This is a genomic window from Azospirillaceae bacterium, assembly GCA_028283825.1.
Taxonomy (GTDB): Bacteria; Pseudomonadota; Alphaproteobacteria; order Azospirillales; family Azospirillaceae; genus Nitrospirillum.
The window spans coordinates 160,494-175,629 of the sequence record JAPWJW010000001.1 but is presented as its reverse complement, the minus strand read 5'-3'; the positions used below and the strand labels follow the sequence as shown (position 1 = coordinate 175,629).

Below are 15,136 nucleotides of genomic sequence, written 5' to 3'. Positions count from 1 at the left end.
GATCAATGCCGGGATGCGGGGTTGTGATGTCTGATGGAAATTGGCCGGAAACCATCCAGGTGGAGGTGACGTCATGCGCGCCATGGTGCTGGGACGATCAGGTACTCTGGAGGAGATGGAGTTGCCGGAGCCGCAGCCCGGCGCAGGCGAGGTGCGCATCGCCGTCCGGGCCTGCGGTGTCTGCCGCACCGACCTCCACGTGATCGACGGGGACCTGCCGCCGGGCGGGCTGCCCCGCATCCCGGGCCATGAGATCGTGGGCGTCGTCGACCGGCTGGGCCCCGCCGTCACCAGCCTGCGGCTTGGCCAGCGGGTGGGTGTGGGCTGGCTGGGGCACAGCTGCCAGCATTGCCCCTACTGCCTGTCGGGACACGAAAATCTCTGCGACGCCCCGGGCTTCACCGGCTACACCCGGGATGGCGGCTTCGCCACGCACACGGTGGCCGAGGCGCGTTATGTCTATCCGCTGGACGGCATCGACCTGGACGACGCGACGGCGGCCCCCTTGCTGTGCGCCGGCCTGATCGGCTGGCGGTCGCTGGTGATGGCGGGGCCCCACCGCACGCTGGGCATCTACGGCTTCGGCGCCGCCGGCCACATCATCCTGCAGGTGGCCCGCTGGCAGGGGGCGGCGGTGTACGTCTTTACCCGCCCCGATGATCTGGTGGCGCAGGAATTCGCCCTGTCGCTGGGGGCGGTCTGGGCCGGTGGATCGGACGGTCCGGCGCCCGAGGCGCTGGACGCGGCCATCATCTACGCGCCGGTGGGCGCCCTGGTGCCGGCGGCCCTGCGCGCCGTGCGCAAGGGGGGCCGGGTGGTCTGCGCCGGCATCCACATGAGCGACATCCCGGCCTTCCCCTACGATTGGCTGTGGGGCGAACGGCAACTCGTTTCCGTTGCCAACCTCACGCGGGCTGATGCCCTGGATTTCCTGCGCGTGGCGCCCCTGGCCGGTGTCCGGCCCCAGGTCACGACGTATCCCCTGGCCCAGGCCAACCAGGCGGTGGCCGACTTGCGCGCCGGTCGCTTGCAAGGGGCGGCGGTGCTGGTCCCCTGACGGTCAGTGCACGGCCGCCAGATGGCGGCGGAAGCGCCAGAGGCTGAGGCAGAAGAACAGCGCCCCCATGCCCGCCACCGCGGCGAAATGCGGCCACACCAGGGTGATGTCGGCCCCCCGGTACAGGATGGCCTGGGCGAAGGCCACGAACTGGGTGGCGGGGGAGAATTGCATGATGTGCTGCAGCCACACCGGCATGCTCTCGAGCGGCGTGTTGCCGCCGGACAGCAGGTTGAGGGGCAGGACGATGAGGATGAACAGCAGGCCCAACTGGGGCATGGACCGCGCCACCGTGGCCAGGAAGATGCCCAGCGCGGTGGTGAAGAACAGATAGACGGCCGTGCCCATCATGAACAGTGGCAGGGACCCCGCCAGATGGATGCCCAGGGCCCAGCGGATGATGACGGCCAGGGACAGCGCCGTCATGCCCAGCACCACCAGGCCGTTGGCCAGCACCTTGGCGCCCATGATCTCCAGCGGGCGCACGGGCATGACCAGCAGGTGCTCCAGCGTGCCGTGCTCGCGCTCGCGGATGACGGCGGCGCCGGTCAGCAGCACCGACAGCATGGTGACGTTGAACAGGATGGCCATCAGGCCGGTGAAGCGCGTCGTTTCCAGCGTCTGGTTGAAGGCGAAGCGCAACTGGACACTGACCGCATCCGGCGTGGTGGCGGTCCGGTCGCGCGCCAGGAAGCGGGTGACCTCGTCGCTCAGCACCGACTGGATCTGGGCGGCGCCGATGCCGGCCTGCATCATGGCGGTGGCGTCCACCAGGATTTGCAGTTCGGCCCCCCGGCCGGCCAGCAGGTCGGATTGAAAGTTCGGCGGCACATCCAGCACGAAGGTGTAGCGCGCCTCCGCCATGGCCCGGTCCACCTCGCCCTTGGTGATCAGGGCCGGGGCCTGGAAGTCCGGCTTGCGGAAGGCGGACCGGAAACGCAGCGCCAGGGGCGACTGGTCCTCATCCACGATGGCGATGGAGGCGTTGCGCAGTTCGTGACTGATGCCGGTGGCCTGAAGATAGATCATGCCGGTGAAGGCGTAGAGCACGAAGAACAGCATGAAGCGGTCGCGCAGCAGGCCCGCCAGTTCCTTGCGCGCCAGGGTCAGCAGGTTGCGCAGGAAGGTCATGGGCCTCACGCCTCCTGCTTGCGCAGCAGCACGGCGGCCGCCAGCACCAGGACGGGGAAGAAGGCGGCCTGCGTCAGGATGAAGGGCATCAGGTCCGTGAAGCCCAGCCCCTTGGTGAAGGCCCCCACCACCGTCTTCACGAAGTAGGTCGTGGGGAAGACGGCGCCCAGCAGGTGGGGCATGCCCGACAGGGTGGAGACGGGCTGCATCATGCCGGAGAACTGGATGGCCGGCAGCATGGTGGCGATGGCCGTGCCGAACACGGCGGCCGTCTGGGTGGCGACGAAGCAGGATACCAGCAGGCCCAGCGCGGTGGTGGCCATGACATAGGCCAGCGCCCCCAGGCTGAGGCCCGCCAGGCTGCCTTTCAGCGGCACCTGGAAGATGACCAGGGCCATGACCACCATGATGGCGTAGTTGAAGAGGGCGATGGCGATATAGGGCGCCTGCTTGCCCAGCAGGAACTCCAGTCGCGACACCGGCGTGACGTACAGGTTGGTGATGGAGCCCAGTTCCTTCTCCCGCACCACGCCTAGGGCCGTCAGGATGGACGGGATGAACACCAGCAGCAGGCCGATGACGCAGGGCACCATGGCATCGGCGGAGCGGAAGGCCTGGTTGTAGCGGAAACGCGGCACCAGGCTGAGGCCGGGGGCGGCGTCGATGCCGGCCTCCGTCCGCCAATCCTCCTGCAAGCGGCTGAACAGGCCTTCGACATACCCCTCGATGGTTTCGGCGCGGAAGGGCATGGCGCCGTCGATGCGCACCGCCACCTCGGTCGGCGTGCCCTTCTTCACGTCGCGGCCGAAATCCGGCGGGATGTCCACCACCAGGGCCACGTCGTTGGCCTGCAGCCGCCTCAGCGCCTGGGCCGCATCCGTGGCTGGTGGTGTCGCCTGGAAATAACGGGAGCTGGAGAACGCCTCCACCACCGCGCGCGACAGGGGGGAATGGTCGCGGTCCAGCACGGTGTAGCGCAGGTTCTCCACATCGAAGTTGATGCCGAAACCGAAGACCAGCATCAGCATCAGGGTGCCCAGCAGGGCGACGGTCAGCCGGACGGGGTCGCGCCTGAGTTCCAGCCCCTCGCGCAGGGCGTAGGCCGACAGCCGGCGGAGGGAGAAGCCGCCGGATGCGGCCGGCGCGGTTTCCACCGGGGCCAGGGGCGCCGGCTGTGCGGCCGGTTCGGCGGCCGCGTTCTCCCCCATATAGGCGACGAAGGCGTCGTCCAGGCTGGCGGCGCCCTTGGCCTGGCGCAAATCTTCCGGGGCGCCCACCGCCAGCACGCGGCCGGCCTGCATGAAGGCGACGCGGTCACAGCGCGCTGCTTCGTTCATGTAGTGGGTGGAGACGAAGATGGTGACGCCCTGGTCGCGCGACAGGGCGGTCAATTGCCGCCAGAAGGCGTCGCGCGCCACCGGATCCACGCCCGAGGTGGGCTCATCCAGGATCAGCACTTCCGGCTTGTGCAGCACCGACACCGCCAGGGACAGGCGCTGGCGCACGCCCAGCGGCAGGCTGTCGGCCAGCGCCGGCAGGTAGGGGCCGAGGCCGAAGTCCGCCACCACCTCGGCGATGCGCTCCGCGGCGGCCTTGCCGGTCAGGCCGAACAGGGTGGCGTGCAGGTCCAGGTTCTGCGCCACCGACAGATCGCCGTAGAGCGAGAAGGACTGTGCCATGTAGCCGACCCGCCGGCGGGTGGCGATGTCACCAGGATCCACCGCCTGGCCAAACAGCAGGGGCGTGCCGGCGCTGGCCGGCAGCAGGCCGGTCAGCATCTTCATGGTGGTGGTCTTGCCACAGCCGTTGGAGCCCAGGAAGCCGAAGATCTCCCCCTTGGGGATGGCGAAGCTGACCCGGTCGACGGCGACGAAATCGCCGAAGCGGCAGGTCAGTTCGCGCGCCTCGATGGCGATCGCACGGCCGGGGGGCAGCGGCGGCACGGGTGGTGCTGCGCCCGGTCCCCGCCGGTCCGCCGGCAGCAGCGCCACGAAGGCCGCCTCCAGGTCGGTCGTGCCGGTGCGCGCCATCAGGTCGGCCGGCGTGCCGTCGGCCAGGACGCGGCCGCCGTCCATCATCACCGCCCGGTCGAAACGTTGCGCCTCGTCCATGTAGGACGTGGCCACCAGCAGGGTCATGCCCGGCCGGTCCGCGCGGATGCCGTCGATCAGGTCCCAGAACTGCCGGCGCGACAGGGGATCGACGCCGGTGGTCGGCTCATCCAGGATCAGCAGGTCGGGGTCATGGATCAGGGCGCAGCACAAGCCCAGCTTCTGCCGCATGCCGCCCGACAGCTTGCCCGCCGGCCGGTCGGGGAAGGGGGCCAGGCCGGTGGCCGCCAGCAGATGCGCGATGCGGCGGCGGCGCTCCGCCGTGCCTTGCCCGAACAGCTTGCCGAAGAACTCCAGGTTTTCCCGCACCGACAAGTCGGGATAGAGGTTGCGGCCCAGGCCCTGGGGCATGAAGGCGACGCGGGGTTGCAGGCGCCGGCGGTCCCGGCCGCGCGCCATGTCGCCGCCGAGTACCGCGAGGTCGCCCCGTTGCAGGCGCTTGGCGCCGGCGATCAGGCCCAACAGGGTAGACTTGCCCACGCCATCGGGGCCGATCAGGGCCAGGGTGCCGCCCGCCGGCACCACCAATTCCACGGCGTCCAGCGCCTGGGTGCGGCCATAGCGGTGGCTGACACCCGCGACGCGTACGGCGGGCGGCGGGGATGCCGTCATTTTGCCGCCGGCCCGGTCAGGCGCGACTGCAGCCAGTCGGGCCAGGGGGCTTGCGCATCCAGGCGGACATAGGCCGTGCCGCTGACGCCGGTCTTCACCTGTTCGATATGGCCGGTCACCAGGGCTTGGGGGATGCGGGCCTTCAGGCGGAACATCATGCGGTCACGTTCCGCCCTGGTTTCTACCTGCTTGGGCGTGAACTGCGCCTTGGGCGCCACGAAGCTGACGGACGCCGGGATGGCCAGGCCAGGCAGGGCGTCCAGCAGCAGGCGGACGTCGGCGCCCAGGGCCACGCGGTTGGCGTATTCGGTGGGCAGGAAGAAGGTCATGTAGACGTCGGACAGGTCCAGCAGGGTGGCGACCTTGCCGCCCGCGCCCAGCATCTCGCCCGGCTGCGCCAGCTTGTAGAGGACGCGGCCGGTGACGGGTGCCCGCAGGATGCCGTCGTCCGCCAAGTCGCGCATCCGGTCGGCGTCCGCCTCCGCCGCGTGGATGGCCTCGTCCGCGGCGCTCAGGCCGCTTTTGGCGGATTGCAGGGCGGCGCTGGCGCTGCGCAATTGGTTGCGGTTGGTGTCCACCCGCTGTTGCGAGACGTTGCCACGCGAAAACAGCTCCGTCGCCCGGTTCATCTCCTTGCTGGCGAAATCCAGGTCGCTCTGCCGTTGCACCACCAGGCTGGCCGCCTGGTCCCGGGTCTTCCTGGCCTGGGCCAGGGTGGCCTGGGCGGCGCGATACTGGGACTGCACGTCGCGGACGTCCAGGCGGGCCAGGATGGCGCCGGTCTGCACCAGTTGCCCCTCCTCGAACGCGATGGACAGGACGCGGGCGGCATATTTGGCGGCGATGTCCACCTCCTGCGCCTCGATGCGGCCATCGGCGGAGACGAAGCCCGCCGGCAGCTTGCTGCCCTGGGAACGCAGCCAGTACACGTAGCCGCCACTGGCGGTACCCGCCAAAAGGATCAGCGCCAACAGGAACTTCAGGAAACGCATGGGGGCCGTCCTCCTGGCTCAGCGGTTGGATGCCGGGGCGCCGGTCTCGGGTTTCAGCAGGGCGGCGATACGGTGCAGCAGGGCCAGGCGCCGGGCGTCGTCGGCGCCGCGCAGGGCCTCGCCCAGGTCCAGCACCGTCGCGGCGTAGAGGTTGTGCCAGTCCTCCTCCGGCACGGCGGCCAGGCGTGGTGCTGCCGCCGGAACCCGCTCGGCCTTGCCGGGGTCGAGGACGATGGTTTCATCCAGCGCCGGCTGGTGGATGGGCACGGTCAGGCCGGTGGCGGCCAGGGCGTCCGCCAGTGCCTGGCGGGGCGCCGTCTCGCCGTGCATCAGGGTGACGCCGCCCCGGATGGGGCCGCGCGCCGCCAGCCAAGCCAGCAGGTTGGCCTGGTCGGCATGGCCGGAATAGCTGTCCAGGGTGCGGATGCGGGCCCGCACCTCGATCTCCTCACCCTGGATGCGGACGTGGCGGGCACCCTGGACCAACAGGCGGCCCAGGGTGCCCGGCGCCTGGTAGCCCACGAACAGCACCGTGGTGTCGCGCTGCCACAGATGGTTCTTCAGGTGGTGGCGGATGCGGCCGGCGTCGCACATGCCGCTGGCCGCCATGATGATGGCCCCGCCGCCCAGGCGGTTCAGGCGCTTGCTGTCATCCACCTCCGTGACGGGGTGGAAATAGGGGCGGTCGAACGGGTTGGCCACGGCGGCGTGGTTGATGTCCGGCAGGTGCTGGCGGAACACCTCCGTCACGTTCACGGCCAGGGGGCTGTCCAGGAAGATGTCGGCACGCGGCAGGGCGCCGCCGTCCATCAGCAGGTCCAAATCGTACAAAAGCTCCTGCGTCCGCTCCACCGCGAACACCGGGATCAGCAGGGCGCCACCGGTCTTCAGGGCCGCGGCCACCTCCACGCCCAGCTGGCGCCGCCGTTCCTCATTGTCCACCGGCGGACGGACGGTGCCGCCGTACGTGGACTCGCAGAATACCCAGTCCACGCCGGCAGGCCCCTCGGGCAAGCCGTGGAACGGCTTGTCGCCCGGCCCCAGATCGCCGGAGAACAGCAGCGTCCGGTCCCCGCCGTCACCCGCCACCCGCAATTCCACGGAAGCCGAGCCCAGCAGGTGCCCCGCGTCCCAGAAGCGGATCTTCACGCCGGGCATGACGTCCACCCAGACGCCGTAGCCGGCGGGCATCAGTTGGTCCAGGCAGGCTTCCGCATCCTTGCGGGTGTAGATCGGCTGCACCTCCGCCCGGCCGCGCTGGCGGTTGCGGCGGTTCAGGTGCTCAACCTCGGTTTCCTGGATGAAGCCGCTGTCCGGCAGCATGAAGGTCAGCAGGTCGCGGGTGCCGGCGGTGCAGTGGATGGGCCCCCGGAAGCCCTGGCGGCACAGCTTGGGCACCAGGCCGCTGTGGTCGATGTGGGCATGGGTCAGCACCAGGGCCGCAGGCTCTGCGGGATCGAAGGGGAAATCGCGGTAATTCAGTTCCTTGACCGTCTTCGGCCCCTGGAACAGCCCGCAATCGATCAGCAGGACGCCGCCGTCGTGGCGGATCAGGCTGCACGAACCGGTAACGGTGCCGGCGGCACCGTGGAAGGTGACGGTGGGGATCATGGGGCAGGCCTCAGGCTTGGGAATGTCAGGCGGCGGGGGTGCTGGGGGAAGGGGATTGGGGCACCTTCAGGCCGTGCGCCAGCAGGGCGCGCCATATCCCCTCCGCATCGTCGGCGAAGCTGAAAAGCTCCAGATCGCGGGGGGAGATCATGCCGGTCCTGGCCAGCGTGCTGAAGTCCAGGACGCGCGTCCAATAGGCCTTGTCCATCAGCACGACCGGAATGGCAGGGGATTTGCCCGTCTGGCGCAGGGTCAGGATTTCGAACATCTCATCCAGGGTGCCGAAACCCCCGGGGAAGATCACCAGGCCGGCCGCCCGCATGGCGAAGTGCAGCTTGCGCATGGCGAAGTAATGGAACTGGAAGGTCAGTTCCGGCGTGGTGTAGGGGTTGGGCTCCTGCTCCTGCGGCAGGGCGATGTTGAAACCGATGCTGGGGGCGCCCACCTCCCACGCGCCACGGTTGACGGCACCCATCAGGCCGCCCCCGCCGCCGGTGGCGATGACGTTGTCGCGCACGCCGCCCGCCACACCGTCCAGCGCGCCGCCGCGCAGGGACGCCAGGCGGCCGAAGGCCAGGGCCTCGGCATACCAGCGATCCGCGCCGGGGAATTCCGCGGCGCGCGCGACCTCTTCCGTCGTGGCTGGTGCCGAACCTGTCGGGCGTACCCGCGCGCTGCCGAAGGCGACCAGGGTGGAACGCACCCCCCAGGTCCGCAGGCCTTCCTCCGCCTTCTCATATTCCAGCATCAGGCGGGCGCCGCGCATGCTGTCGCCCAGCAGGAATTCCGGGTCCAGGATGGGAAGGCGGTAGGCCGGGGACGCCATTTGCGCCCGGTTGGCGGGCTTGGGCTCTGGCACATCGCGGGACATGGTGGCGGGCGTCCTTGTCACGATCATTCGGATGGTTCCAGCACCTGTCCGGCCCATCCGTTCATGACCTAACTATTCGCCATCCCGGTCGTTGGCAAAATGATCCACCTCAATCTCCGGTCGCAATTGGTTCAAGCCGCAATTCGGGCGCCTGGACCTGTCTTGGCAGCCGTCTTCCAGCACATGGAAAATCGCCTGCACAACCGACCGCAGTTCCACCTTTCGAGGATGACCTCGCTTGCATACTTCAGATGGCCCCGCCGATACTGACGATGGGCTGTATCAGTCCACATAGGCTTGCGATCCATTCTGGTCTTCGCAAACCGAACGAATCACAAGCGACTGATATCACTCAGCTTATTTGTGGGCCGGGTTCTCAGGGGGCGGCGGCGCTGGGGCCTCAAGGGAGGCCGAGTGCGGCACGTTCGGCCTCCAGATCGGGATTCACCTCAAGGGCGCGGGACCACAGGGCACTCGCCTGGGCGTTGTCCCCCCGTTCGGCGAACAACGTGCTCAGCGTCGCCAGCACGGCCGCATCCTGGCACCCCCGCCGCCATGCCCGCTCCAAAGGCTCCAGGGCTTCGTCGCCTTTTCCCTGTCGATAAAGGGCCAATCCCAGTCGTCCGGAAAGCTCGGGATGGTCTGGGCTTTGGGACAGGCCATCCCGTGCCAACTCCTCGGCGCGGGATGGGTTGCCCGCCACCATCGCGCTTGCGGCCAACTCGACATAACCGCTCGCCGGAAAGTCCGGATCCACCTGTCGTGCCGCCGACATGGCTTCGGCAGCCGCCGGGGCGTCCCCAATCCGTTGCAAAAGCTGTATCAGCTGCAGCCGGGGGGCCATCGCTTCCGCATAAAGTTCGATGGCGCTCCGGTAATGGGTTTTGGCGGCCTCGGTGGCGCCGTCGCGGGCCAGCGCCTCCCCCATGTGGAAATGGTAATTAGCGAAGGTGGAGCGGCGAATGCGGTCCCGCCAGCCATCAATATCCATGGATTATATCCTGTCCACCTGCTGTTTTGGCCGGATATGACGCACCAGCGCATCTTGGATGCGGGGCCGGCTCTTAATGGAAGTCACGAAGAAGGGGCGTTTTGTCTGTTTGTTCCGGTCATTATCATACCGTTCTCCGGGCCATCCTCTTCAGTCTAACGGAACCAATCCTTGGCCGCATCGGCGATATTGTCCAGCGCCACCTTGTCCATCGCCACCGCCCGGCGCGCCGCAGCCAAAAACGCGCCCCCCAGGTGGCTGCCGATGAAGCCGGCCTCGCCGCTGGCAACGTTGAGGCCTTGATCCATCATGATTTGTGGTCCCGCCTTGGTCACTGAGGAATACCGGTTCCTTGGGAAAAGCGGTGGAGTATAGCGTCAACAGTCCCACGAATATCAACACTTTGCGGCTTCTGCCGATACAGGCCTCTTCCGAGTTCGTGGGCACCTTCGCCAAGTTCGGTTGCGAGGAAGGGGGCACGTCCCACCGCATGGTATAGGGACGCCGATCTCCCGAGAGATGATTCGGCTTTGTTGCCTGCGGCGCCCACACCATCAGTTCAGATGGTCTGAGCCCATGCCGCCGAGAACTTGCTGCTTGAACACCGTAGAAGGTTGCTCTAGATTCAAGTAGGTCATGAAGGACCAATTACTTAACGGTGCAGGCTCAAATGAGCTATGTTGAACAGTATTTCGCCCAGGCGCGTCTGATCGCCGAGCGGATTGATTATGCGGCCGTAGACCGCCTCGCCCATGACTTGGCGGCGCTTCGCGAGCGCGGGGGACGCCTATTTTTGATGGGGGTTGGCGGAAGTGCCGGTAATTGCGGCCATGCCGTCAATGACTTTCGCAAGTTATGCGGAATTGAGGCTTACGCGCCCACGGACAATGTATCGGAACTGACCGCCCGCACCAATGATGAGGGGTGGGAGACGGTGTTCGCTGCCTGGCTCCGGACGAGCCGCGCCAATTCCGACGACGCGCTGTTGATTTTCTCCGTTGGTGGCGGTGACGCCGAGCGCAACGTTAGCACCAACCTGGTGCGTGCGATCGACGAGGCCAAATCCCGTGGCCTGAAGGTGTTCGGGGTCGTGGGGCGCGCCGGGGGCCATACGGCCGAACGCGGCGATACCGTCATCATAATCCCAACCGTCGATGAGCGGATGGTTACACCCCATACCGAGGCGTTCCAGGCTGTGGTCTGGCACTGTCTGGTTTGTCATCCGGTGCTGATGCGCCAAGAGAACAAGTGGGAAGGATTGGGGCCGGCTTGATGCCGGGGCCGCGATGCGCGCCACCCCATGCCTTCGCGGGGGGCTGTATCGCCCGCAATCAATTTCCCGGCGCCCAGGAGACCGGATCAGTCTACGGCGGCTGATCACCTGGCTTATGGCGTGCTTCTTGCGTTGGATTCTGCCCGGGGGCGCCGATGGTCCGCTTTTCGCCGATATCATCCGTGGGATACGGCGTCATCCCTTCCCTGGAGGCCGACGCCATCGGAAATGGCGGTCGCCTGTTCCGGGCCAAATCGTGATCGTGCGCCACCCGCAGCCAGGGCTGTGAGACCCAGGCGGCAACCTATCGGCAAGAAAAGCCGGCAAGAAAAGATGGAGAGTGAACATGCGGCAAACGGAGGATCTGTCGGTAAAAATTTTTGCCGATGGCGCCGACCTTGAAGGGATTGCCAGTTTGGCGAGAAACCCGTTGATCAAGGGCTTCACCACCAATCCTACACTTATGCGCAAGGCGGGAATCACGGACTACATCGCCTTCGCGCGTAGTGTCCTTGATCTGGTGCCGGACCGGCCCGTGTCCTTCGAGGTCTTTGCCGATGACTTCGACGGGATGGAGCGGCAGGCTCTGGTCATCGCGGCGTTGGGTGCCAACGTGAACGTCAAAATCCCGATCACCAACACCCAGGGGGAATTTACTGGCCCGGTGATCCGACGCTTGTCGTCAGCCGGTGTGACCGTCAACGTCACCGCCCTGATGACGAACGAGCAAGTGCGACAGGTTCGCGACTGCCTCCAGCCCGATGTCCCGGCGCTCGTTTCGGTCTTCGCCGGCCGCGTGGCCGATACCGGTCGGGATCCGGTTCCGCAGATGGCGGAAGCCGTCGAAATCCTGCGCGATTTACCCCGCGCGGAGTTGATCTGGGCCAGCCCCCGCGAACTGTTGAATATCTTCCAGGCTGACCATATCGGGTGCCATATCATCACCGTAACCCATGATGTCCTGGCCAAATTGTCGTTGGTGGGTAAGGACCTGGACCAGTATTCGCTGGAGACCGTTCAGATGTTCTACCGCGACGCCAGCAGCGCCGGCTTCAGCATCCCAACGTCCGGCTCACACTGATTGGGAGGGGAAGCCTTGACCAATTCCAACACAGTGCCGCCGACCACGAAGGAAGCGCAGTATCAGCGCCTCCTCGATATTGATGACCAAGTCGGCCGGAGCAAGCTGGGTCTGATGATGAACCAGACTTGGCACGATGACCCCAGAAGGCTGGGGTTCACCTTGGCCCGCTATAAGTTCGTGGCGAAGATGTTCGACGGATGGGACGAGGTTCTTGAAGTTGGTTGTGGCGACGCATTCCCCAGCCGGATCGTTCAGCAAGCCGTGAAAAGGCTCTCTGTTTGCGATTTCGACCAGACCTTCATCGACGACATCAATTCCAGGGCTGAGGTGGATTGGCCGTTCGCCGGGGTGTTCAGGCACGATGTCCTGGATGGCCCGCCACCGGGGCGGTGGCGGGGCATCTACGCGCTGGATGTGCTGGAGCATATTCAGCCGGAGCTTCAGCATCGTTTCCTTGGCCATCTCGTGGATTCGTTGGATCCCCAGGGTAGTCTGATCATCGGCATGCCGTCCCTGGAGAGCCAGGCCTACGCCTCGCCCATTAGCAAGGAGGGGCATGTCAACTGCCAGACGCTGGAGCAACTCCGCGCTACGATGGCCGAGCACTTCCACACTGTTTTCGTCTTTTCCATGAATGACGAGGTTCTGCACGTCGGATACGGCCGGATGGCGCAGTATCTTCTGGCCATCGGCTGTGGCCCCCGGTGTCCGCCGGCCTTGGAATCAGGCGGCGCAGGTAATCGATGACTGGGGATCTGCCATGGCCGCTCCAGCGCCTGCGGGCGGAGCTCGACGGCAAGGCCACCCTGGCGGCTTTCGCGCAGGCGCTGCCCACACTTCAGCGGCTTTACAGCGCGCCCCGTGACCAGCAAACGCTTGCTGCCTGGGCGCGGGAGCGCCTTCCTGCGGGGCGGTACGTCATTTATGGCGCTGGAACCATGGGGGCGACACTGTGCCAGGCCGTCTCCGATCGGTCCGATGTCGAGATTCAAGGCTTTCTCGATCGCCGGGCTCAGGATATCGGAGAATTTTGTGGCCGGCCGGTCCTGCCGCCTGAGGCCGCATCCGCACAGGTGGTGGATGGCATCCTGGTTTTGCACCACCACAGGGGGCAGTCGATAGCGGCAGCCCTCCATCAGCTGGGATGCGCGCCGTCCCACATCCGTGACGTCCTCGCCGACCCTGACTATGTCGCGTTCGCTCTTGCCCAGCACATGCCCGAAATCCGTTCTTGGCAGGGCAGGGGTATTGAACACCTTGTGGTGTCCTGCGCGGAGCCCCAATGGTCGTTGCTGCGCGATTGCGAGCTGGACGCCCTGCCGCGGGACAAGACCTTGCATGTCTGGTTCGGTAGACCGGAATCCCCGCAGGCTGGCCGGCTTGATGACCATTTTCCGCTCTTCGACGCGCATCTCTCGCTGACCTTGTTGGATGCGTTGATCAGGAGTTTGCCCCTGCGGAGCGTCTATGTCCGGGTATCAGCGCATTTTGCAGGCCAGTTCCTCAGTGGCTGGCTAAAGCTGCGCCACCCCGACATCGTCGTCGTGCAGGAAATGTATGATCAGACGCTGATGCTGACCGATGAGAAGCTGATGCGGGCGTATGATTGCGACGCCGAGGATATTTATCTCGCCCGTCTTTCTGAATTGGCATCCCTTGAACTCTGCGATCTGGTCCTGGTGAAGAACGGCGGGCTCCTGTGGGAAGATGCCTGCCATGGATTGGGGGCGCCGCAATGCTTGATCTATCCGCGGGTCGACCTCCCGTTGCCGGTGGCAGGGACGCCCGATCCCGAGGCGATCATTTTCGCGGGCACGCTTCCCATACCGTCGACTGTCGACCAGGAAAGCGATCATCTGGACATGCGCTATGTCGAGATGATCCAGCGGCTGCCGGCGGACTCTGGATTAAGGATCGATCTCTTCAATGCCGCTCACCGCTTGCCGGGGCATGACGCGCTGTTCGCGCCCTACCACGCCTTGGCTGGTGCGGGACAACTGCTACGGTATCACCCGGGGCTGCCATTCGATCGCATGATCCAGCGCCTGCCGGACTATGGCTGGGGATGGCACATCATGCATGGCGACGAGGCGGACGCCGAACCCGTGTCCCGCGTCGGCATTGGCAATAAGTTCACCACCTACCTGGCGTGTGGTCTGCCCGTCCTGATCGACCCCCAGTTCCAATTCATGGCCGATTTGGTCCGCGCCTACGGTGCGGGGTTGGTTGTCGCACCTGCGGACCTTCCAACATTACCCCAGCGCCTCGGGGCTGTGGATCGTGAACATCTGCGGCTGGGCGGACAGAGGTTGATCGCCATGATGCGGGCGGTCAACGCCACGTCGCGGGGGCATGTCATGACGCTTCTGGCCGGGGGATAAGATGACATTATCGTTGTCATTGTTGTCGCAGCCGCTTGGGCACAGCGTCGGGCGCCCGCCATTCCGGGGGACTGGAAGGTGACGGCGCGCGGAACCACCTTTCCCTATCCCCATGTGGGGACGGAGCCGGCGTCTGTGATCAGCGCCTGCGATGCCGTCGAAGCCGATGAGGCATGTGTGCCCGCTCGATGGCCGCGGGTTGGGCTCCCGCTGTCGCGGAGGTTCCGTTCGACATGACGGCCAAGATGGTTTTCCTGGATCGCGATGGCGTCCTGGTGCGCAACGTGGTGCGTGATGGCCGATACCTTGCGCCACGGCAGTTGGCGGAATTTTCTCTTTATCACAACGCGGGCGCCGCAGTCGCCGAGCTGCGCGCGGCCGGCTGGCAGGTGGCGGTGGTCACCAATCAGCCGGACCTGGGAAATGGGCTGATGGATTGGTCCACCCTGGATCGGATGCACCAGATGTTGACCGCGCAGATCGGAATCACGGGCATTTTCATCTGCCCCCACCGCCAGGAGGAGGGCTGCGCTTGCCGCAAGCCGGCGCCAGGGCTGCTGTTGCAGGCGGCGGCGGCACTTGGCCTGGAAATTGCTGATCTCGTTGACTGCTGGATGGTCGGTGATCGCGCCAGCGACATTGTCGCCGGTCAAGCCGTCGGGTGCCGCACGATCATGATCGACCACGGCACCGGTGACAGCGCCGGCGGCTGTCCTGATCTGGTCGTTGACAGCCTGTCGGCGGCTATCGAGGCGATCCTATCGACGGGCGATACCCGGGGCGCCCTATGATGTGTACGGAGGGAATGATGGCGGAAGAGCCGTGGAAAACGAAGGCGCTACCGGCCGGTGGGTTAGGGGCTCCTGTCCTCCTAGGGCTTGGTATCGTCGGCGTGAACTTTCTTTCCTGCCATCGGGAAGTTCACTGGCGCGCGGCGACCGTTGCGGCCAGCGCCGCAGAACGCAACATCGATCTGCATTATTCGACCGGCGTGACCCAAACCGCCTGCGTGGATGCATAGG

The 15,136-nt window shown here is 66.2% G+C and carries 14 protein-coding genes; 7 read left to right on the top strand and 7 right to left on the bottom strand.

Annotated elements, in window-relative coordinates:
• Window positions 1-73: 73 nt before the first annotated feature.
• Window positions 74-1,057: a zinc-dependent alcohol dehydrogenase family protein gene (locus tag PW843_00540; protein ID MDE1145094.1), complete on the top strand. Its 984-nt coding sequence runs from the start codon at window positions 74-76 to the stop codon at window positions 1,055-1,057.
• 3 nt (window positions 1,058-1,060) lie between these two features.
• On the opposite strand, the gene PW843_00535 is transcribed toward PW843_00540, so the two are convergent.
• The 7 genes from PW843_00535 to PW843_00505 all read right to left on the bottom strand — a co-directional run bounded on the left by PW843_00535 (window position 1,061) and on the right by PW843_00505 (window position 9,687).
• Window positions 1,061-2,188: an ABC transporter permease gene (locus tag PW843_00535; GenBank protein MDE1145093.1), complete on the bottom strand. Its 1,128-nt coding sequence runs from the start codon at window positions 2,186-2,188 to the stop codon at window positions 1,061-1,063.
• 5 nt (window positions 2,189-2,193) lie between these two features.
• The gene (rbbA, locus tag PW843_00530; protein MDE1145092.1) at window positions 2,194-4,911 is read right to left on the bottom strand and encodes a ribosome-associated ATPase/putative transporter RbbA; all 2,718 of its coding nucleotides are present in this window, start codon (window positions 4,909-4,911) and stop codon (window positions 2,194-2,196) included.
• Entirely contained in the window at window positions 4,908-5,903 is a 996-nt protein-coding gene (locus tag PW843_00525) for an efflux RND transporter periplasmic adaptor subunit (GenBank protein MDE1145091.1), read from the bottom strand. Before PW843_00525 ends, rbbA begins: the two co-directional genes overlap by 4 nt.
• Window positions 5,904-5,921: 18 nt before the next feature.
• Complete coding sequence (locus PW843_00520; GenBank protein ID MDE1145090.1) at window positions 5,922-7,514, bottom strand: MBL fold metallo-hydrolase; 1,593 nt, start codon at window positions 7,512-7,514, stop codon at window positions 5,922-5,924.
• Window positions 7,515-7,539: 25 nt separating this feature from the next.
• Window positions 7,540-8,412: an LOG family protein gene (locus tag PW843_00515; protein MDE1145089.1), complete on the bottom strand. Its 873-nt coding sequence runs from the start codon at window positions 8,410-8,412 to the stop codon at window positions 7,540-7,542.
• Between the two features lie 373 nt (window positions 8,413-8,785).
• Window positions 8,786-9,376: a tetratricopeptide repeat protein gene (locus tag PW843_00510; protein MDE1145088.1), complete on the bottom strand. Its 591-nt coding sequence runs from the start codon at window positions 9,374-9,376 to the stop codon at window positions 8,786-8,788.
• A 155-nt stretch (window positions 9,377-9,531) separates the two neighbouring features.
• Window positions 9,532-9,687, bottom strand: a complete 156-nt coding sequence (locus tag PW843_00505; GenBank protein ID MDE1145087.1) for a hypothetical protein — start codon at window positions 9,685-9,687, stop codon at window positions 9,532-9,534.
• A 359-nt stretch (window positions 9,688-10,046) separates the two neighbouring features.
• Between PW843_00505 and PW843_00500 the strand changes: the two genes are divergently transcribed.
• The 6 genes from PW843_00500 to PW843_00475 all read left to right on the top strand — a co-directional run bounded on the left by PW843_00500 (window position 10,047) and on the right by PW843_00475 (window position 15,135).
• Window positions 10,047-10,649, top strand: a complete 603-nt coding sequence (locus PW843_00500) for an SIS domain-containing protein (GenBank protein MDE1145086.1) — start codon at window positions 10,047-10,049, stop codon at window positions 10,647-10,649.
• A gap of 346 nt (window positions 10,650-10,995) precedes the next feature.
• Window positions 10,996-11,730, top strand: a complete 735-nt coding sequence (locus tag PW843_00495; protein ID MDE1145085.1) for a transaldolase — start codon at window positions 10,996-10,998, stop codon at window positions 11,728-11,730.
• A gap of 15 nt (window positions 11,731-11,745) precedes the next feature.
• A complete protein-coding gene (locus tag PW843_00490; protein ID MDE1145084.1) occupies window positions 11,746-12,480 on the top strand; it encodes a class I SAM-dependent methyltransferase in 735 nt (244 codons plus the stop codon).
• Window positions 12,477-14,114, top strand: coding sequence for a hypothetical protein (locus PW843_00485; GenBank protein ID MDE1145083.1), 1,638 nt, complete (start codon window positions 12,477-12,479; stop codon window positions 14,112-14,114). The genes PW843_00490 and PW843_00485 overlap by 4 nt, the downstream gene beginning before the upstream one ends.
• A gap of 188 nt (window positions 14,115-14,302) precedes the next feature.
• Window positions 14,303-14,905 carry an HAD-IIIA family hydrolase gene (locus PW843_00480; protein MDE1145082.1) on the top strand — a complete coding sequence of 201 codons (603 nt, stop codon included), beginning with the start codon at window positions 14,303-14,305 and terminating at the stop codon, window positions 14,903-14,905.
• Window positions 14,906-14,919: 14 nt separating this feature from the next.
• Window positions 14,920-15,135: a hypothetical protein gene (locus PW843_00475; GenBank protein MDE1145081.1), complete on the top strand. Its 216-nt coding sequence runs from the start codon at window positions 14,920-14,922 to the stop codon at window positions 15,133-15,135.
• The last annotated feature ends 1 nt before the right edge of the window (window position 15,136 follow it).

What these genes read in the sequence shown, in the direction of transcription:
- PW843_00510 (MDE1145088.1), bottom strand. Translation starts at nt 9,376, where the DNA reads ATGGATATTGATGGCTGGCGGGACCGCATTCGCCGCTCCACCTTCGCT.
- PW843_00495 (MDE1145085.1), top strand. Translation starts at nt 10,996, where the DNA reads ATGCGGCAAACGGAGGATCTGTCGGTAAAAATTTTTGCCGATGGCGCC.
- PW843_00480 (MDE1145082.1), top strand. Translation starts at nt 14,303, where the DNA reads ATGGCCGCGGGTTGGGCTCCCGCTGTCGCGGAGGTTCCGTTCGACATG.
- PW843_00515 (MDE1145089.1), bottom strand. Translation starts at nt 8,412, where the DNA reads ATGATCGTGACAAGGACGCCCGCCACCATGTCCCGCGATGTGCCAGAG.
- PW843_00485 (MDE1145083.1), top strand. Translation starts at nt 12,477, where the DNA reads ATGACTGGGGATCTGCCATGGCCGCTCCAGCGCCTGCGGGCGGAGCTC.
- PW843_00525 (MDE1145091.1), bottom strand. Translation starts at nt 5,903, where the DNA reads ATGCGTTTCCTGAAGTTCCTGTTGGCGCTGATCCTTTTGGCGGGTACC.
- PW843_00475 (MDE1145081.1), top strand. Translation starts at nt 14,920, where the DNA reads ATGATGGCGGAAGAGCCGTGGAAAACGAAGGCGCTACCGGCCGGTGGG.
- PW843_00520 (MDE1145090.1), bottom strand. Translation starts at nt 7,514, where the DNA reads ATGATCCCCACCGTCACCTTCCACGGTGCCGCCGGCACCGTTACCGGT.
- PW843_00505 (MDE1145087.1), bottom strand. Translation starts at nt 9,687, where the DNA reads ATGATGGATCAAGGCCTCAACGTTGCCAGCGGCGAGGCCGGCTTCATC.
- rbbA (MDE1145092.1), bottom strand. Translation starts at nt 4,911, where the DNA reads ATGACGGCATCCCCGCCGCCCGCCGTACGCGTCGCGGGTGTCAGCCAC.
- PW843_00535 (MDE1145093.1), bottom strand. Translation starts at nt 2,188, where the DNA reads ATGACCTTCCTGCGCAACCTGCTGACCCTGGCGCGCAAGGAACTGGCG.
- PW843_00500 (MDE1145086.1), top strand. Translation starts at nt 10,047, where the DNA reads ATGAGCTATGTTGAACAGTATTTCGCCCAGGCGCGTCTGATCGCCGAG.
- PW843_00540 (MDE1145094.1), top strand. Translation starts at nt 74, where the DNA reads ATGCGCGCCATGGTGCTGGGACGATCAGGTACTCTGGAGGAGATGGAG.